Source organism: Pseudomonas sp. 2995-1, from assembly GCF_002742505.1.
Taxonomy (GTDB): Bacteria; Pseudomonadota; Gammaproteobacteria; order Pseudomonadales; family Pseudomonadaceae; genus Aquipseudomonas; species Aquipseudomonas sivasensis.
This window is the reverse complement of sequence record NZ_LJSA01000356.1, coordinates 35,744-54,533: the sequence shown is the minus strand read 5'-3', so window position 1 is coordinate 54,533 and position 18,790 is coordinate 35,744. Positions and strand designations below refer to the sequence as shown.

At 59.9% G+C, this 18,790-nt stretch carries 16 protein-coding genes; 2 read left to right on the top strand and 14 right to left on the bottom strand.

Annotation, left to right across the window (positions count from 1 at the left end):
• Positions 1–89: 89 nt before the first annotated feature.
• The 5 genes from AOA61_RS15825 to AOA61_RS15805 form a co-directional block, all read right to left on the bottom strand.
• Entirely contained in the window at positions 90–1,712 is a 1,623-nt protein-coding gene (locus AOA61_RS15825) for a VWA domain-containing protein (protein ID WP_099602113.1), read from the bottom strand.
• A 215-nt stretch (positions 1,713–1,927) separates the two neighbouring features.
• Positions 1,928–2,578 carry a DUF799 domain-containing protein gene (locus AOA61_RS15820; RefSeq protein WP_032884857.1) on the bottom strand — a complete coding sequence of 217 codons (651 nt, stop codon included), beginning with the start codon at positions 2,576–2,578 and terminating at the stop codon, positions 1,928–1,930.
• A complete protein-coding gene (locus AOA61_RS15815) occupies positions 2,575–2,937 on the bottom strand; it encodes a DUF4810 domain-containing protein (RefSeq protein ID WP_032884856.1) in 363 nt (120 codons plus the stop codon). Before AOA61_RS15815 ends, AOA61_RS15820 begins: the two co-directional genes overlap by 4 nt.
• Before the next feature lie 29 nt (positions 2,938–2,966).
• A complete protein-coding gene (locus AOA61_RS15810; protein WP_032884854.1) occupies positions 2,967–3,647 on the bottom strand; it encodes a CsgG/HfaB family protein in 681 nt (226 codons plus the stop codon).
• Positions 3,648–3,686: 39 nt separating this feature from the next.
• On the bottom strand, positions 3,687–4,268 hold the full coding sequence (locus AOA61_RS15805) for a hypothetical protein (protein ID WP_032884853.1): 582 nt from the start codon (positions 4,266–4,268) through the stop codon (positions 3,687–3,689).
• A 173-nt stretch (positions 4,269–4,441) separates the two neighbouring features.
• Between AOA61_RS15805 and AOA61_RS15800 the strand changes: the two genes are divergently transcribed.
• Positions 4,442–5,053 carry a hypothetical protein gene (locus AOA61_RS15800; RefSeq protein ID WP_099602112.1) on the top strand — a complete coding sequence of 204 codons (612 nt, stop codon included), beginning with the start codon at positions 4,442–4,444 and terminating at the stop codon, positions 5,051–5,053.
• 16 nt (positions 5,054–5,069) lie between these two features.
• Complete coding sequence (locus tag AOA61_RS15795) at positions 5,070–5,657, top strand: lipoprotein (RefSeq protein WP_032884850.1); 588 nt, start codon at positions 5,070–5,072, stop codon at positions 5,655–5,657.
• An 893-nt stretch (positions 5,658–6,550) separates the two neighbouring features.
• Here AOA61_RS15795 and AOA61_RS15790 read toward each other — a convergent pair.
• The 9 genes from AOA61_RS15790 to pgaA all read right to left on the bottom strand — a co-directional run bounded on the left by AOA61_RS15790 (position 6,551) and on the right by pgaA (position 18,635).
• On the bottom strand, positions 6,551–9,136 hold the full coding sequence (locus tag AOA61_RS15790) for an autotransporter outer membrane beta-barrel domain-containing protein (RefSeq protein WP_032884849.1): 2,586 nt from the start codon (positions 9,134–9,136) through the stop codon (positions 6,551–6,553).
• Positions 9,137–9,662: 526 nt separating this feature from the next.
• A complete protein-coding gene (locus AOA61_RS15780) occupies positions 9,663–10,244 on the bottom strand; it encodes a hypothetical protein (protein WP_099602110.1) in 582 nt (193 codons plus the stop codon).
• Between the two features lie 25 nt (positions 10,245–10,269).
• On the bottom strand, positions 10,270–10,695 hold the full coding sequence (locus AOA61_RS15775) for a hypothetical protein (protein ID WP_099602109.1): 426 nt from the start codon (positions 10,693–10,695) through the stop codon (positions 10,270–10,272).
• A 169-nt stretch (positions 10,696–10,864) separates the two neighbouring features.
• Entirely contained in the window at positions 10,865–11,083 is a 219-nt protein-coding gene (locus AOA61_RS15770; RefSeq protein WP_099602108.1) for a hypothetical protein, read from the bottom strand.
• 54 nt (positions 11,084–11,137) lie between these two features.
• Positions 11,138–11,617: a hypothetical protein gene (locus AOA61_RS15765; protein WP_032884845.1), complete on the bottom strand. Its 480-nt coding sequence runs from the start codon at positions 11,615–11,617 to the stop codon at positions 11,138–11,140.
• Between the two features lie 699 nt (positions 11,618–12,316).
• A complete protein-coding gene (gene pgaD / locus AOA61_RS15760; protein WP_032884843.1) occupies positions 12,317–12,799 on the bottom strand; it encodes a poly-beta-1,6-N-acetyl-D-glucosamine biosynthesis protein PgaD in 483 nt (160 codons plus the stop codon).
• 2 nt (positions 12,800–12,801) lie between these two features.
• A complete protein-coding gene (pgaC, locus tag AOA61_RS15755) occupies positions 12,802–14,142 on the bottom strand; it encodes a poly-beta-1,6-N-acetyl-D-glucosamine synthase (RefSeq protein ID WP_032884842.1) in 1,341 nt (446 codons plus the stop codon).
• Positions 14,143–14,144: 2 nt separating this feature from the next.
• The gene (gene pgaB / locus AOA61_RS15750) at positions 14,145–16,142 is read right to left on the bottom strand and encodes a poly-beta-1,6-N-acetyl-D-glucosamine N-deacetylase PgaB (RefSeq protein WP_095186326.1); all 1,998 of its coding nucleotides are present in this window, start codon (positions 16,140–16,142) and stop codon (positions 14,145–14,147) included.
• Between the two features lie 12 nt (positions 16,143–16,154).
• Positions 16,155–18,635 carry a poly-beta-1,6 N-acetyl-D-glucosamine export porin PgaA gene (gene pgaA / locus AOA61_RS15745; protein ID WP_099602107.1) on the bottom strand — a complete coding sequence of 827 codons (2,481 nt, stop codon included), beginning with the start codon at positions 18,633–18,635 and terminating at the stop codon, positions 16,155–16,157.
• Positions 18,636–18,790 lie beyond the last annotated feature (155 nt).

Below are 18,790 nucleotides of genomic sequence, written 5' to 3'. Positions count from 1 at the left end.
TAGCTGTGGGTCAGTCAAAAATGTACTGATTGATCTACCGCCATCGGAGGCAAGCCCCCTCCCACATTTGATCCGTGTCGTGGTTAAGATCAGGGTTTTAGGCTTTGGGCCAATTCCACCAGTTGCACGAATTCATTTCTCAGGCCGAACGGGTCATCGCCTCGCGCCGAGCGGGCCAGTGCGGCGGTGTCCTTCAAGCTCATGTTGCCAGTGTAGCGGCCATCGCCCTTGAGCTGTTGGGCGAAGGCGGCCACCGCCGCCGCGAAACGCAGGTCGTCGCTGGCCTTAGTGGTTTCGTTGCTGATGGGCCGTTCGATCAAGCGGCTATCACCGCCCGCCGCAGGCTTGTAGCGCACGCGCACCATCGCCAGTTCATTGGACTTACCTTCCGCCGCAGGCGCGCTGGCATAACGCAAAGGCTCCAACCAGCCCTTCTCGCCCTTCGGCACAATTTCGTACAGCGCTGTCACGGTATGCCCTGCGCCGATCTCGCCGGCGTCTACCTTATCGTTGTTGAAATCCTCACGCTTCAAGGCGCGGTTTTCATAACCCAGCAGGCGATATTCGCTGACTTGGGCCGGGTTGAATTCCACCTGCAATTTCACATCCCGCGCAACCACTGCCAGGGTTGAACTGAGTTGGTCCACCAGCACCTTGCGGGCTTCGCGCAGGGTGTCGATGTAGGCGTAGCTGCCGTCGCCCGCATCGGCCAGTTGCTCCATCAGGTGTTCGTTGTAGTTATCCACTCCGAAGCCGAGGGTGGTCAGTGAGACACCGCTTTTTCGCTGCTCGGCGGCCATCTGCTTGAGGCTGTCGAAGTCGCTGATGCCGACGTTGAAGTCACCGTCAGTGGCCAGCAGGATGCGGTTGATGCCCTTGTCGATAAAGCCTTCGCGGGCCATCTGGTAGGCCAGTTCGATGCCGGATGCGCCTGCCGTGGAACCGCCGGCGGTGAGTTGATCAATGGCAATGCGGATCTTGGCCTTGTCGCGACCTGAGGTTGGCTTTAGCACCACGCGGGATTCACCGGCATACACCACCAATGAAACTCGGTCCTGATCACGCAACTGGTCCACCAGCAATTTCAGTGTGCTTTGCACCAGCGGCAACCCTTCGCGGCGATCCATGGAGCCGGACACGTCCACCAGAAACACCAGATTGGCCGGTGCGAGCTCCGCCACTGCACGGTCGGACGCCTTGATGCCGATGCGCAGCAGTTGGGTGCGCGGGTTCCATGGGGTGGCGGCAACTTCGGTGGTCACGCCAAACGGTGAGCCGTCGGTGGGGAGTGCGTAGCTGTAGGGGAAGTAGTTGACCATTTCCTCCAATCGCACAGCGCCTTCGGGCGGCAGGCTGCCTTGGTTGAGGAAGCGTCGTACGTTGGCGTAGCTGCCCGTGTCGACATCGACGCTGAAGGTGGACACCGGCGTTTCGGCCACGCGGTGCACCGGGTTGTCCGGCAGGTTGGCGTATTGCTCGCGGGGTTCGCTGCGATAGTCCATCGCTGCTGATTCCTGCATGCGCATTGGGGCGGGCATTGCCATGCGTTTGACCAACGCGCCTTGGACCGGCGCGCTTTGCAGCTCGGCGACGGGGGCCGCCGGTTCGGCCAGCTCAGGCGAAGACGACAGCCCACACCCGGCCAGCGCTACCAGCACGGTAACCGCAAAGCCTTGGGCAGCAGGACGCAGGAAGAGCAGAGGGTAGGACATGGGCTGAGCCTCGTGAGTGAATAATCCGTTCACAAGGTCAGACGCAAGGTGCGGGTGGTTCGGGTTAAACCTGATTCAGAAAACACTGCAGTTCAAGTGTGGGAGGGGACTTGCCCCCGATGGGGATGGGTCAGTCACCCGATGCAGTGATTGACACTAAGCCATCGGAGGCAAGCCCCCTCCCACATTGATCTGAGGCGCGTTCAGAATCGAGGTCAGTCCGTGCCGTACTTCGGGTTACGCGGGCCGTACAGGATCCCGGCGCGTTGACCCGGCGACAGCAATCGCGCACTGGTGATGCCGGCAATCGGGTGCGCCGCATCGGTGGAGCTGTTGATCACCTGCTTGACCGCTGCCGTAATCAACATGCCCACCAGGCCGCCACCGTTGTTGTTGCCTTCCTCGCTGGACGCACGTGCGGTGCCGGTCCACAGGGTGGTGCCGGTGCGCAGGTCCACCAGTTTGGCCGAGGCGGTCACGGCAGTGTCGCTGGTGATCAGCATGTACTTGGTGCCGTACTCGCTGACGGTGATGTACAGCGCCGCGTCCGCGCCGAAGATGTCATGCAGCTTGGTCGGCGCCAGGCCTTGGATATCGTTGGCGGTGGTCAGGCCGTTCTGGCGGAAGGTTTCGTCCACCAAAGCGATCGGCAACACGTAGTAACCAGCTTCGGCCAGCGGGTAGGTCACTTGCGAGACCAAGCTGTACGAGGCCTGCACTTCCGGCGATTCGTTGATCGGTGGCAGCACCAGGATCGATTTCGGCCGAGCCTGTTTATACGCCGTGTAATCCACGGTCTTTGGCGTCGCGCAACCGCCGAGCAAAGCCAAGGCCAGCAGGGCGCCAGTGAGTTTCAACAGGCTCATTTGGTGGCCACTCCGGTCTTGGCGTTTTTCAGCAGAAAGTCCATGTAAGCAGCGGACTCGGGGAACAGTGCCTTCTCGGTGCGGAACTCCTGCACCATCTGGTCATCCTTGCCCATGCTCAGGTACAGCATGCCCAGGTGCGCGTGGTAACCCGGCGGTGCCTTGCGACCACTGGCGTTGATCTTTTGCAGATCGCGCTCCAGTGCCTCGACCTGCGCTTCCTTGGGCTCGCCCTTGAAGTACTCGTAAACCTGCGGCTGGTAGCTTTCCCATTGATACAGGGGCTGGGGCGCCGTGTGGCACCCGGCGACCGCCGCGATTGCTGTCAGCATCAGCGCCAACTTCACTGCCTTGCTCATCCGTGTACTGCTCCTTGAGGTGTTGCTGATCAGTTGCGCGGGTTCCAGGCGCCGGCGTTGATGCCGTCGACGAGGCGGTTGATCGCTTCGCGCATGGCCAGGTCCAGAACCTTGCCATTGAGGGTGGAGTCGTAGCTGGCGGTGCCGCCGAAGCCGACCACTTCACGGTTGGACAGCGCGTATTCACCGGCGCCCTGGGTGGAATACACCACTTCGGACGTGTTGATGTTGACGATATTCAACGCGACTTTGGCGTAAGCCACTTGGGTCTTGCCACGGCCGAGGATGCCGAACAACTGGCGGTCGCCGGTTTCTTTACGACCGAACTCGGTCACGTCGCCCGTTACAACATAGTCAGCGCCCTTGAGCTTCTGCGCGGTGCCTTTGATCGCTGCTTCCTGGGAGATTTCGCCCATGTTGTCGCGGTCCAGCACGCTGAAGCGATTGGTTTGCTGCAGGTGAGTGATAAGGATGGTCTTGGCCTGACCGCCGAGGCGGTCGACGCCATCGGAGAAGATGCCGCGCATGTAGCTGGAGCGGTTGTCGAACTTACCTACAGCAATCGGCACGCGCACGCCGGAATAGGCGACGTTTGCACTGGCGACTTGCTCCACCGGCAGGGCTCGGTTGCTTTCGGTGGCGCAACCGGCCACGGTCAGCAGCGCTGCGGCGGTGAGGCCTGACAGCAGGATTTTGGAGAGTGCTTTCACGTAGTGCTCCTGGGGTGATAAATCGGGGGGTAGACAGCGTTAGCGAGAAGGAATGGCGCGCAGGTCATCGACGATGTCGCGACTCAAAACGCCGGTATAAAAACGCTCGACGCTGGAGTTACCGGAGTTGGTGATAATGCCGCCCATGGTTCTCCATTTTTGCGCCTCGCCCATTACGCCAGCAGGCACAAGGTTGTTACGCGTCTTGGCAAAATGCAGCACCTCGCCAGCGCCCTTCTTGACCTTGACCTGATAGCTGAAATCGACAGCGGCCAGAATGGTGTTGTCATCAACGATCAACGTCGAGAGGCCGCCTTTTGAGTCCGGGATATGGCGCGTATAGACAATGCTGACATCCAGCAGGTAATCGGCCTTTTCTTTGCTCGGCGCATAACGCTTGGCGCTGAGCAGACGGTCGACCAGATCGACGCCGAGTTGTTGGCGAACCTTGTCATCCGGCAAAAAACGCTCGTTCTTGCCCACGACCTCGACATCAAACGTGTCGAGCCAGTAAGTGGCGTTCTTGGGAATGGTGACCGGCGCCGGGGAGATGTAGTACTCCGGCTTGGAGGCGCAGCCCGCCATCAGGCAGGCAGCAATGAAAATGGCGAACACGCGCATGTATGACTTCTTCCCTGAAAAGTATCGTGCTTTAAACAATCGCGGCATTTTACGGGGTTGAGAGGGCTTCTCAAGTGCTTTTGGTCGCCTGCGTGCGCCGCCGCACATTCCTCAAGTTGTGTAACATCCTGTCGAGACACTGTTTTGTGTTTGTTTATTAATAGGGATATTGCGTGTTTAAAGTTTTCCTTCGGGCTACGGCCCTGATCGCGACGCTGTCGATGACCGGCTGCGTTTCCTACACCGTCACCGGCCCTATCGCCGCCCCGCTCCACCCGGTAACTGTCAGCAGTCCACGCAGCGCGCAAATCGCTGATGTGACGGTGAGTGCTGCCGACGTTAACGAGGCCAACAAGGCTGCCATCAGCAGTTCCCTGACGGCCCAGATCAGTCAGTACGTGCGCACTGCGGGTTACTTCAAGCAGGTCACCGAGTATCCGGTACGCCTGGGAGAGCAAGACGTAACGCTCAAATTCAACATGACTTCTCTCAAAGGCCATCGCAGCCCTCACCCGGCGTACGTACCCGGCGCGCTGCTGACGCTGACCATCTGGATCTGGGTCAACGGCCCGATCTACGTCGACAGCTTCGAGGTGGCCGGCGACCTGATGATCGTCGACCGCAACGGTAAAGAGCTGGCCAAGGCCAAGGATTCGATCAAATTCGAACATAACGTCGGGCTTTACAGCGGCCAATATTGGGCACCTTCGATGGGCGGCCAACAGCTGACCAAACTGGTCGGGCAACTGCTCGATACCGCCACTGCCAACTTGGCCAAGCCATAATTTCAAGGAGCGAAGCATGAAAGGATTGATGAAACACAGCCTGGTACTGGCCGCCGTGTTGTTGACCGGTTGCGTGTCGTATTCACAGCACGAACTGCCAGCCGTGCAACCCTGGCCGCCAACCGCTAACACCCCGGCGCAAAAACCCACGGCGTACGTGCACACCACAGCGCAAAACCACGTCAACGGCGGCCCGGGCAACGCTGCGGTCGGCGCCCCGGTGGTGCTGTGGGAAAAGGCCGTGGCCGATTCCTTTCGCGAGTCCAACCGTTTTACGCGGGTGAGCACCGACAAGGTCGACTCGGATATCTACGTGGATGCCACGCTGCATAACAACGAAGAGTACAGCCCGGTGTCGGCGTTCATCACTGGCTTTACGTTCTTCATCATTCCGTCCACGGCGAAGAATATTTTCACCTTGGAGACGGTGTTCAAAGACAAGGATGGCAAGGAACTGGGTCGGGTCAAAAAGAGCGAATCGGTGCGCACCTGGATGCATCTGGTGCTGATCGTAGGCATCCCATTCCAGGCCGATACACGCGAAGTCGTGGAAGCGCTGACGCGCAGTACGCTGGATGAGGCGGTACAGCGCAAGTTGCTCTGACCTCACCCCACTGAAGCAGGCCCAGTGGGGCTTGTTATGTGATGAACAGAAGCTTTTTTGTGGTGAACAGGGGCTTTTTTGTAGTGAGCGGGCTTGCCCCGCGCTGGGCTGCGAAGCAGCCCCTGGTACAAACACCGCGTCCTTTCAGAAAGAACGCATTGTCTGGCCTTGGGGCCGCTGCGCAGCCCAGCGCGGGGCAAGCCCGCTCACCACAGATCGGTGTTGCAACCTGCTAACCCGTGCAGCGCAAGTTGCTCTGACCTCACACCACTGAAGCAGGCCCAGTGGGACTTGTTATGTGATGAACAGAAGCTTTTTTCTGGTGAGCAGGGGCTTTTTTGTAGTGAGCTGGGGCATTTTTGTGGTGAGCGGGCTTGCCCCGCGCTGGGCTGCGAAGCAGCCCCTGGTACAAACACCGCGTCCTTTCAGACAGAACGCATTGCCTGGCCTTGGGGCCGCTGCGCAGCCCAGCGCGGGGCAAGCCCGCTCACCACAGAGCGGTGTTGCAGCCTGCTAACCGGTGCAGCGCAAGTTACTCTGACCTCACCCCACTGAAGCAGGCCCAGTGGGGCTTGTTATGCGATGAACAGAAGCTTTTTTCTGGTGAGCAGGGGCTTTTTTGTAGTGAGCTGGGGCATTTTTGTGGTGAGCGGGCTTGCCCCGCGCTGGGCTGCGAAGCAGCCCCTGGTACAAACACCGCGTCCTTTCAGACAGAACGCATTGCCTGGCCTTGGGGCCGCTTCGCAGCCCAGCGCGGGGCAAGCCCGCTCACCACGGATAGGTCTTGCAACCTGCTAACCGGTACAGCGCAAGTTGCTCTGATCACAACCCAAGCAGGGCTGATCTGTGGTGAACAGCCTCACCACAAATCAGTATTACGGCCAGACGGTTGCTTAGAACGCGTAGCGTGCTTTGAGCATTACGCCGTCAGCATCAAAACCACTGCGCGCCTGGCGCGTATAGCTGGCGCCCACGCTGAAGTCCGACACCTGATAGTTAACGCCAACACTGGCCTCATAGCTGTCACGCGCCACCGACGCACCGGTCACGGTAAACGCTGAACCACCGGCCACGAAGCTGGAGGTTTGCGCCACGCGATCACCCATCAGGTCGTGATAGGCCATCAAGGTCGCTTCCGGTTGCAGACTGCCAGCGCCCATCGGCAGGTTGCCCGCCAGACGCACACCGGCGCCCAACTCACCCACTTCATAACGCTGCGAACGCGTGCTCAGTGCGGCCGAGGAGCCTTTCTCGTCGTAGCCATCCATGCGCACGTTGGAATAACGCGCAGCCACCCGTGGCTCGACCACCACCGCTTGCGACGGCTTGAAGCTGTAGCCACCGATCACACTGGCCGACAACACATTGCTGTCGTAGCTGCCCTTGGCCGTGGTACCGGCGATGTGGCGCTTGCTGTCGTTTTCGTTGTGGCCGTAGCTGAGGCTGCCATCGACAAACCAGTCTTGCAGCGACCAGTTGCCATACAGCGACAGTGCGTGTCCCTCGACGTCGGTCTTGTTGCCCAGGTCCGAATGGATATTCGAATTGAGGTAGCTGTAAGCTACGCCCAGGGTCGTGGTGTCGCTCACACGACTGTCCACACCCACCGCCATGCCGCTGCTGTTGGCCGAGTAGCCGTTGTTGCCGCCGCGACCGTCCTGATCCATGTTGCTGCTTAGGCCCTGCACCCACACACCGCCGGCTTTTTTGGCTTCACGCTGCTCGGTGAGGCGGTTGAAGATCGCGCCGTTGACCACGGTCTGCCCGGACAAGGCGATGTCCAGCGCGCCACGGTTGACGTCCGGCGCGAGCTGGTCACCAACCCGTGCCAGTTGGTCGGCGGTGCCGGCGTTGGCCAGCGCCTGGAAGACTGCATCGTCTGCGCTGAGACGGCTCAGGACACCGTTCTTGAAGGTATTGACCGCCGTTGCCGACGCACGGCTCGCGCCCACGCCAGAGAGGTCTGTCTCAACTTGCTGGTCAGCCTTGACCGCCACCACGGCCTTGACCGTCTGCGCATCGGACGAGTAGCTGAGCACATTCAGCAGCGCAGAAGAGCTGCCCACGGACAGGCCGTTGTCTTGCACGCTGGTGGCTTGCAACAGGGTGTATTGCGTGCCGTCGTTGGTGCTGGCGAAGTCGCCGGGGTTAGCGCTCACAGTCAGCTTCGACGCCTGGGCGAAATTGGCGGCACCGTTGACGGTCAGGTACGGCGTGGTCGGCACGACGCTGTCGGACAGATGCATATCGATGCCCGCGCCGCTGGCGACGTTGAGGTTGCCGGTGATGGCGGTGCCGGGCGCCGACAGGTTCAGCGACCCTGAGTTGACCGACACCGGTGCGATGATGCGGTTGCCGGTGAACCCCGCCTGGCCGTCGATATTCACCGCGCTCAGGTTGAGTACATCGCCAATGATGTCGCCACCGGTCCAGTTCAGGGTTGCCAGGTTGCGCGCATCGATGGCGGTGCCGGCGTTGCTGCGGATTTCGCCGGCTTGCTGGTTGATCTCGAACGATGACGTTTGATCGGGGCCGACCAGAATCGCCGTGCCATCGGCGATGACCGTGCCACGGTTGACGATGCCGCGCGAACCACTCGCGCTGTTCTGGGCGAAGGTGGCCTCCAGGAACTCAAAGGCATTGGCATTGGTGCCCTTGGCCTCAAGCGTGCCGGTGTTGAGGATGTAATCGATGGTGCCGTTATAAAAAAATATGCCTTTGGCGTCATTGCCGTTGGCAGAAATCAAACCGCTGTTTTCGATACGCAGCGGGCTGGTATCCGTTTCCACTTCGATGCCCCAAGCGCCTTCACCCGTGGCCTTGATAGTGCCGGAGTTGAGGATCTTGCCGCCGATGGTGGTGGGGGTGAAGTTGTCGCGATCCAGCACGATACCGATCGCGCCTTCGCCGGCCATGTCGATCAGACCAGTGTTGGACACATCGCCGCCGATGGTGGTGCCGTGCAGGTAAATGCCCTCGCCCCCACCGATATAGAACGGCGGCGGTGCAGGCGCCGACGGTGCCGTCGAAATGATCGTGCCGGAGTTGATCACGCTGCCGCCAATGTTGGTCTTGCCGATTTCCAGGCCTTCGTCGCCACCGTTGTTCATCAGGATGTTGCCGGCCTGCACCACGTCACCGGTGACAGAGCCCGGGTTGAGGTTGGGCGGGCCAGTCCAGTACATCGGGTCCAGGGCAAAGCCCCGCACGGTGTAGCCGTCGGCATTCAGCGTGATGTCAGCGCGGTTGATCAACGAACCCTGGATATGGGTATCGGCGACACCCAGCCCGGCTGGGGGCGCACTGGTCGGTGTGGTCACCTGGGTGGTTTGCCCGGTGAGGATCAGCGACTCGTTGTAGGTCTCGCTGACAAACTGGGTCTTGCCCGCGCCAAGGTCCACTTCCACCGCGAGCACTTGCGTGCTGATGGCGCCGACCATGATTGCCAACAGGCTTTTCTGGAACTGCTTACGCTTCATTTCAAACTCCATGAACTACAGGTCAAAGCCGCCAACAGGCCCGGCGGCAGTAGGTGTATCGAGTGAGGGATCAACGGATCCAGAGGCATGCCCTCGGCGCGTTTGCGTAATACGCGCGCGCAGCCATTCGCACCGCACAAGGCAGTGGCGAAGAAGGGAATAGGGGGAAAAAGGCTCACATCAATCCTTAATGTTTTTGAAAACGCTGCAGTCCATGCAGCCCGACCGCGTGCGGGTGGGCGCGGTAAAGACCTTCAAATGTACGAAAAGGTTCAGGATTGTGTCGGAAAGTTGTGTAGTCGATCACAATGCGGCGGTGTTTGCGGGGGAGCGGGATTCCGCTGGGCGGGGGCTTATCGTCCGGCCGTCGTCCAAATGGCCACCGGGTTTGGCGACGATTGAGTGAACCGCCCATCTGCTGGCGATTCTGCTGCGCAACGGCTTTGATCGGTTGGATGCGATCAGTCCATGCTCAATGCCAACCCGGCCTGAGTTAAATCAGGCGACCGTGGTGCCGCCCATCCCATCATTGCCCACGGCACACGTTGTAGGCCCGGTTCTCGGCGACCTCTTCCATATGCTTGCCGACGATTGAGTTCAGCACCAACAGGCGTTCCGACTTCCCCGTCGGTCGGTAGGCAGGTCCCTGAGCATCACTGTGCAGACTGAAACCGCTGGCGGCCAGCGCCTTGACCAGTTGTGTGCGCTTGAGCACATCGCCGTTGCCACGAAAGTCGCTGACAGTCAGAAACACGATGCGGTCTTTCTGCAACAGCCAGATCGGCCGATCACTGGTCTGGCTTTCGAAGATGTAGGCACAGTCCACAACGGCAGCGGGAAAACTGGCCTGGCTAACATAACGCCCACTCTCATACCCCACCAGCGTCACCAGCCCGGGTTGCACCACGGCGATTGCATCCTTTGTCTGGCCGCCCTCCTGAACGCCGTAGTTCGTATAAGCCCAGCGCAACCTTGTGAACTCAGCGGGCGTCGCCTCCAGCGCCAGGTCGGCCCGGATCCGCGCCTGATCTTCCGCACCCCGGTAAGGCAGGCCCTGGCAGCCCGCGAGCGCCGTCAGGCAAAGGAGGATAAAAGCTCTGTACAGCATCTGAAATGTCCTTGTTTGTTGATTGTCAGCCACAGGATTTACCGCCATCAAAACGGTCCGCGAGGCTGAGCACCTGGGCCAGATTGCCGGGCTGGATCATGATGGTATTAGCGTCCAGCAATGCGCGCTCAGGCTCAATCCAAAGCGTGCCGACCAAATAGGCGGCCGCTGCTGCGAGCACCACCACCACAGCAACCCGACTGACCATAAATCGCAGCGTTGCCCGCGGCGTGCGAGGCTGCTCAAACACAAACGCGAACAACAGCCCGATGGCGCACCACAGAACACCGCCCGCCGCCGAGCCCAACATCGACGCACGACGATCAAGGTAGACCCAGACCAACATGAACGCGGCAGCGCTGACGACCATTATCAGCAGGCACAGCCATTGCGCAATTCGACAGCCGATACTCAAAACGCGCGACAGTGGTGTTTGAATAAGGGGATTCATTGATCATCCTTGAAGAGAGAAAATAGCTCAGCGCGACGCTTATCCAAGCTGTAGAGGCCAGCCCCATAAACTACATAACGGCAAACCAGTTTAAATTAAAAAATCAGTTTAATTTAATAGATTACCGCCCAGTGTCACACCCTAACAAAAATTCTTCTACCATAGAAAACTAACGAACATTAAAAAACCAAAGTACAAAACCTAAAGCACCTCCAGCTGCGGCCATTTGCAGATAGAAAAATGCATATTCCTCTAATAGGCTAATAACATCCTCGCCACCACTCAGCCAATAACCCGCCACCTGAAAAAACATACACATAAACACTAGCGCTAACGCCGAGGCACAAGGCAGATAAACAGCTACCCACCAAGGTTCATTTTTTCTCATGGCCACTCCTTGCTATGTAAATACGCTGTCTCCTTTCAACTTTATGCAGAGACGCTAAGTACGACGACACTTCCATACAATTGCATAAGGCAACTCATCATCCAGCGAGTCTAGCGACCGAAAATGATACACCACTGACGCGCTCTCCAAGCTTTTATGAATAAAGGCGCCATCAGACATTATTCGATAAGAAGCATGCTCCATGACGTCACCCATCGCCGTCAATGCTTGTTTTATTTGACTATAGGTCGCCCCTGCCCGCTCAGGTATTAGCACTTCTGGTGGATAACCGAGAGCCATATCATCACTTTCAACTTCTCTGAAACAGGCTCTCCGAAACGCACCCTGACTGGCAGCCCAGTAAAACGAGAGCACCCTCAGCGTGTCCTGTCCGTTCTCATTAATCACATCGGCCAGACAGTATTGAGTGTCTGAAATGCTGTAGACACCCTCATCAATGAGTGAACGGGAGCCCTCGGGTATATCAAGGACATCATCCTGTTTGAATCTAAGCAAGCGAGGCCATTGGATCATAACCGTGACTTCCTGATTTATTTGATAAATTCGTGGTTCCCTGTCAACTAGCAGGGCAATGGGAAAACCACAGGGATCAGACCACTATTAATGTAATAGTGGTCTGACCCCTATTTCAAGGGCAGGGAAACCAACATCAAACTTTGACCAGCCAAAGAATCCGAGCTAGTTGGACATTCGCGCTACTTGAAGCCCCAACACATTGATTGATAACAATAAATAATTATCAAAAAGTTTGGCGACCTGAGACCGAATCTATTAATCCGACAGGCGGCAGCTGTTTTGATATCGATTCGTCGGAGAACTTAGAAGCTGCCACTAGTTGGCCGCCAAGTTATTGCGCAGTAAATTAGTAATGGGAAATGCAGAAAAGTTCGCGGGGGTGGGCCTGGGAACTGGATCGCAACAATCACTATTGGCAGGATGAAACAGCCGCCGATGAGGGAGCGTCAGCTAATAAATCTGTAACTGACCCACCGCTACCGGTGCATGGATATAGACGCAAATATTAAAGGCTGCCACACGACTCTGTGGTGAGCGGGCTTGCCCCGCGCCGGGCTGCGAAGCGGCCCCATTAAGACCGGCGCGTTTACTCAGTAAAACGGCGGAGGCAGGTTTTGGGGCGGCTTCGCAGCCCAGCGCGGGGCAAGTCCGCTCACTTCAGAGTTATGGGTCGGCCTTTAGGCGTTGTTTAGCGCACTAGCTGGCGTCTTTGTTCTGGACAGCGCCAGGTACCAAGGTCAACCCCGGTTTCTCCACGTCACGAGAGACATGGGATTTCACTTCCGACACGCCGCCCTCTTCGTCGTTATGAATCACCAGCACGCCTGGCCGGCGCAGTTGCTCCAAGTCGCCTTCTGCCAGGCTGAAGCTTTCGCTCAGGCTCTTGTCGCTGAGGGCCTTGGCCTGGGCGCGACGCTGGGCGAACTTGCGCCCCTTGCGCTGCTGGTAGCGTGCCCAACTGACTAGGATCACGGCGTTGAACAACGCGATCCAGAGGTAGATCTGCAAGGTGTTGAGCGCCGCAAAAATCGGCGCGTCAATGCGCGGGCCGCCGTGGGTATCCAGCATCGAGGTAATCCCTCGCGCCAGCAGCCAAACCAATCCGGCCCAGGCCATCAGGGTCAACACCACGTCGATGATCCACATGACGGTACTTTGGCGAGTTCTGACCAGTTTCATGATCACGCCTCCTCTTCAACAGGTTTGATGCCACGGTCCGGGCTGACCCAGCGCGCGCGCTTCTGGTGCTGGTTGAACAGCACCTTGGGGAAACTGACCAGGGTGGTGAACAGACTGACCAGCCAGAACACCATCGGGTACCACACGGTCCAGAACAGGGTTTTCCACAGGTCTTTCTCGTAGCGGCGGTCGATCAGGATGCTCACGGCAAATTGCAGCAGGCATACCATCGCCAACACCAGGCCGGTAAACGCGGGCGGCATCAGTGAGTCCACCGCGATCGCCTGGGGCAGCGGCGTGAATTTGCCCACGCCCCAAAAGATGACCGACAGCATGAAGGTGAACGCCCAACCGGTGGACAGGCAGTATTCGAACAACAGCGGCCACAGGTAGCGGTGACGCCATTGCCAGATGCCACGGATGTTTTTGAACAGTACTTCGGCGCCACCCTGGGCCCAGCGCAGCCGTTGTTTCCACAGGCCGCCGACGGTTTCGGGCATCAGAATCCAGCACAGCGCGCGGGGCTCGTAGAAGATGCTCCAGTGGTCGAGTTGCAGCTTCCAACTGACGTCGATGTCCTCGGTGATCATGTCGGTGGACCAGTAGTCGATGCGGTCCAGCGCCTTTTTACGAAACGCCACCACCACCCCCGACACGGTGAAGATCCGACCAAACACCCGTTGCGTGCGCTTGATCAAGCCAATGATCGACGAGAACTCGCCCACCTGCACGCGGCCGATCAAGGTCGAGCGTGTGCGGATACGAGGGTTGCCGGTCACGGCACCCAAGCGCGGGTTGTCGAGCATCGGCGCGACCATATAAGCCGCCGCGTTTTTATCGAGCAATGCATCACCGTCGATGCACACCAGGTATTCACTGCGCGCCGCCACGGCGCCCATGCGCAAGGCCACGGCCTTGCCCTGGTTCTGCGCCAGGTGCAGCACCCGCAGGCGTGGATGCTCCAGCGCCAGGGCGTCGAGCACTGCGGCGGTGTTGTCTTTGGAACCGTCGTTGACCGCGATCACTTCGATGTTCGGGTACATCTGACCGAGGGCCGCATGAATGGTGTCGGCGGCGTTATCACCCTCGTTGTAGCAAGGGATGATGATCGAGATCAGCGGGTTGCCGGCCAGGGTCGGCGCCGGGGTGTCTTCTTCCCAGGGCCAGTGGCGCTCCCAGTGCAGCCAGAAGTACAAGCCGCCGGAGATCCACAGCGCCGACATGAACAGCGGGTAGAAAAACACGAAGTCCATCAGGAACTGCCCGGTAACCAGGAAGATCAGTCCCAGGGGCACGCCTAATACCAGTGCCAGCACGAATAAAGCCAGGATTCTGTCGAACATGGTCAAGGGTTCCATTGGTTGGAAAGGGCCGGACGCACAGTCTTCAGGTCCGGGGAGTTTTCCAGGAAATTGTCCGGGTAGTAGCCAAAACTCGTGACACCCTGGCGCTTGAGTACACCCATCCATTCAGCCATTTGCTCGGCGGACAGGTCGGGGGCTGCTGGGGTGCGCCAGTCTTTGGCTTGCAGTTCGAATACCGTTCGCTGCATCGCACCGGGGCGGGCTTTGACCGTCGCCACCAGTTTCTCCAGCCAGGCGTTGGAGTTCTTCAGCGTCTCCCCTTCCATCAGCGGCATGGCCATGGGCGCGGTCCAGTCGTAGGTCTGGAGGAAATCGTCGAGGTTCTGCGCGAACCAGGCTTCGCTTTCTGGGTTGAGCATCGGCTGCGCGAAGATGTTGCGCGCGGTCAGCACCTGCGGCCCAGAGATAGCGCGGACCTTGGCGGTCAGCTCCTTGGTGAAGTCGATCAGGTAGCGGCTCTTGAAGCGCGTCCAGCGCTGCATCACCGCAGGGTCGGCGCGCAGTGCCTCGATGCTGCCCGGCAGGCCGTTGGCAGCATAGGCCTTGAGCGCGGCGGGGCTGGCGTCTTCGAAGTCCGAGAACACCGCATCGTCGTGGTACAGCACACCGTCGATGGCACTGTTGCGCGCCAGGTCTTCATAGATCTCGCCAATGATTTTGCGCACTTGCGGGTCGAACGGCGACAGGCGTTTGTATTGATCCGGGTCGATGCCCACTTTGCCGGTTTCCGGGTCCCAGCGCGTCACACGCGGCAGCTTGGGATCAAGGGCGAAACTCAGCACTGGCATCCAGGCATACACGCTGGCATGGGCACGGGTGTGCAGTTGCCAGGCGACGCGGTTGAACAGGTCGGCGCGCACTGGCAGGTGGCGGTTGGGGAAGTACAGCGAGTGGACCAGGCCGTCACCCTTGGGGTCGGCGAAGGCTTGCAGGAACACCGTGCCGGCGCCCATGTCCACCACGCGCTGCACCAACTGGTCGAGGTTGCGCGCCTGTTGGGCCGGGTCCGGGTCGTAGACGTTATCCAGGTCCACATGCAACACCCGCAGCGGTGCCGGGGTTTGCACGGCGACGATGCTGTTGGCGAAATGCTCGCCGTCCGGGTCGGAGGCCACCAGAAAGCGCGGGCTGTTCATCAGGTCATCGGAGCTGTCGAGGCCGTCTTCCAAGGTCAGGGCCATTTGGTAGCCCTGCTCACCAACAATGGCCAGCGAGGTGCCTTTGGCGGCGCCATACGGCCATACCCAGACCCGTGGTTTCTTGCCGGTCACGGTTTGGATCTTGTTGGAGATCGCGACCACATCCGCACGCAACCGCGCATCGAACTGGGCCTGGCTTTCATAACGACCGGTGGCCGGGTCATAACGCAGGGAAGTCGCAGCTGGCTCCAGGTTGCCCTGGGGGTTGGCCAGGATGCCTTTGTGATTGGCATCGGTGTGCGCGGCGATTTCCACCAGGCCGGACTGGGACACTTCGCGAATCTGCTGCCAGGTCAGGAACTCACCACGCGGCCGGGGTGAACCGGCAAAATCCACCGGCTGGTTGAGCGGTGTGTCGATCCAGCTGCCCACCGGCGCCAGCAACGCCGGCCAATGGTAGGCGCGCAGAATCGGCAGCACGCGGGTGTAGAAGCTCGAATAGCCGTCGTCGAAGCTGAGCATGATTGCTTTGGGCGGCAATGCCGGGCCGCCATGGCGGGCGGCCAGGATCTGGTCAACGCTGACCGCCTGGTAGCCGTTCTCGCGCAACCAAGCCAACTGCTCGATCAAACGCTCGGTACGCACCGCCACCACGGCCTGGTCAGGATCACGATCCGACACATCGTGGTAGGCAATGCCCAGGAAGTGGTTTTTCGGCCACGCCTGTTCGTTGAGCGGTGTCGGCCGCTCGGCGGGTGGAGTGAAAGGTGCGGGTTGCTGGGCGCAGGCACTGGCCAGCAATACGCCCAGAACCAACAAGCAACGGCTGAGGAAGGTCATGGTCAGGCTCTTTTAGAAACGGTAAGTGAGGTCGACGAGCAGGCGCAGATCGCGTTCGCGATCACCGTCGTAAGGTCGGCTGATCAGGCTCAGGTTGGCGCCAGCGTCGAGTACATCGTTCCAGCGATAGCGTTGGCCGTAGCCGATCAACGCCATGCCGCCGGTGGAGTAATCGCGCTGGCTATAGGTACCCGCACCGACCTGGAACTGCTGACTCCACTGGGTCTCGTAGCGGTGATAGAGCACATGGTTGATGTTGATGACGGGCAGCACGGTCAAATCCGACTTCGGATTGAAGTACACCGTGTCTTCCTTGCTGTTGCGGCTGGCACCGACTTCCAGGCCCAGGTCCACTTGCACTCGCGGCGAGCTGTAGAGGCCTTCGCGGCCGCTGAGCAAGGCTTCGAAGCGGTCGTTGCCGTCGCTGAAGTGGGACGGGCTGAGGGTCAGTTTCCACTCGCGACTTTCGTTGGCGCGCCAGCGAATAAAACCGCTGCCGCCGTTGGCGGTGACGCCATCATTCAGCGCGCGCAACGGCGTGGTGCTCAGCAGGTAGCCGAGGCTGCCGCCGTATTGCCAGTTGTCGTTGATGTCGCGCGCAATCGAGATCGCGGCGCCTTGTTTGGAGCCATCGCCGTAGGAATGGTTGGAGACCTCGGCTTCGATGGTCATGTCACGGGTGCGCCGCTCCACGCCGACAACCTGCCAACGATGCTGGCCGGTACCCTCTTCGAAATCTGCGCGGGCATAGCCGGCACCGGCAAACAGGCGCCAGTCTTCGTCGATAGGCGGCGTGTAGAGACGGCTTTCGATGCCCCAGTCACGGCTCCCCGAGACCGCACCCGCTTCGCTGTCATTACCGCCGCCGAAGCTTTTACCCGTGTAGGCCTCGACACGCAGCTCGGCCATGTCATGCACATCGCGCAGGCGGCTGAGGCGCTGCACCTGACGGTTATCCGGGTTGCGCGCAACCACGTCGTCGGTGAGCACGTCGAGCTGGCGCCACTCCTGCAGGTCCATGGCGGTGTAGGCCTGGCTCACTTCCAGGCCGATGTCGCGCGGGGCCTGGGCTTCGGTTTCCTTGAGAATGCCTTCGGCGCGCCGGGGCAGATCGCGGGCGCGGTACATGTCAGCCTGGGCCAGACGCAGGCCGACGTTGCCCGGTGCTTTTGCTACCAGCGCTTCCAAACCGGCTTCGCTGCCCGGCAGGTCGCCACCGTAGACGCCGGCCTGGGCCGACAGTTGCTGGGCGTCCATCCACGCGTCGTTGGGGTTGCCGATGGGCAAGCCCTTGAGTTCGACCCGAGGGTTCTGGCTGTTGGCGAGTCCTTTGGCGACCTCGTTGGCATCCTCGCCTTTGTCGCTTTCCTGCAACGCGTAGAACAGCGCGGTGGTGTCTTCGACCCGATCATCGGGCTCCGCGTCGGTGGCGCTCAGCGCCTGGCGATACAGCGGCTCGGCTTTTTCCGGCTGGCGCTGGTCGAGGTAGGACGCGGCCACCCAACGCACGGCGTAGGTCGGCAGTTGCACACCTTCGGCCTTAAGCGTTTCGTACTCGCGAATCACCTCGGCGGTACGTGCACGCGCCTTGAGTGCACCCAGGCGGTCGATGCGCCAGCGCACCACATCGTCATGGGCGGTGGCGTCCGGGGTCCAGCGAGCGAGCAGTTTGTCGTAGTCCGCCAGGGCGCGGTCGGCAATCACATAGCGGTCTTTTTCGCTGCGCGTGGCGAACTCGGCCATGCGCACCCGTTCGGCGGCGAGGTCACCCTCCAGGCGGCGTTGGGTCACCGGGTCCAGCAGGCCCGGACGCTGGGCCGACAGGCGCAAAGCGGCTTCCGGCAAGCGAGCCTTTTGCAGGGCGACGATGTATTCGCGGGCGACTTCGGGCTTGTCGCCAGCACGGATAAACGCCTGATCGAATTCAAACAGCGCGTCGTAGTTCAAGCCGGCGCGGGTCAGCGCATATCCCAGGGCCATGCGCCGGTTGGGGTCGTCTGGCTTGGCGGCCACCAGCGCGCGGGTGCGTTGCACGGCTTCATTGGCTTTGCCGCCGTCAGCCTGGGTCAGGGCCAGGCCCAGTTGCAGGTCGAGGTTATTTGGTTCACGCAGCAGCGCCTGGCGATAGGTCGCCTCAGCCTGGGGCCACTGCTTTTGATTGCGATAGGTGCGCGCCACGGTGGCGAGCGCCTGGGTACTGAGGTTGCGATGTTTACCCTCAGCTTCGTACACCTTCAGCACTTCGGCGTCCAGCCCGGCCCAACCGGCGATCACCACATGATCGCTGACCTGGCCTGGCGTCTGGCGCTCGGCAGACAGCTGACGCAATTGCGTAAGGGCGGGTGTGAAGTTGCCGTTGCGCGCCTGGATAATCAGCGCGTCATAGGCCGGATCGGCCATGGCGAAAGTGGGCATCAACAGCTGGCTGCATAAAGCTGCCCCGATGAGCAGTCGCAACCGGCCTGATGCACTGAGTGGTAGGTTTCGCAACATATCGTGAGCTTCCTTACACACGGAAAGCTGTAACGATAGGTGATCCTGAGCGACATGCTACAGGGTGCCGGCGTCTAATGACCCGGCCTAGCTTTCCTGTGTGAACTATCTCTTAGGAACGTAGGAAGAAGACCAATTCAGAACAATTGTTCAGA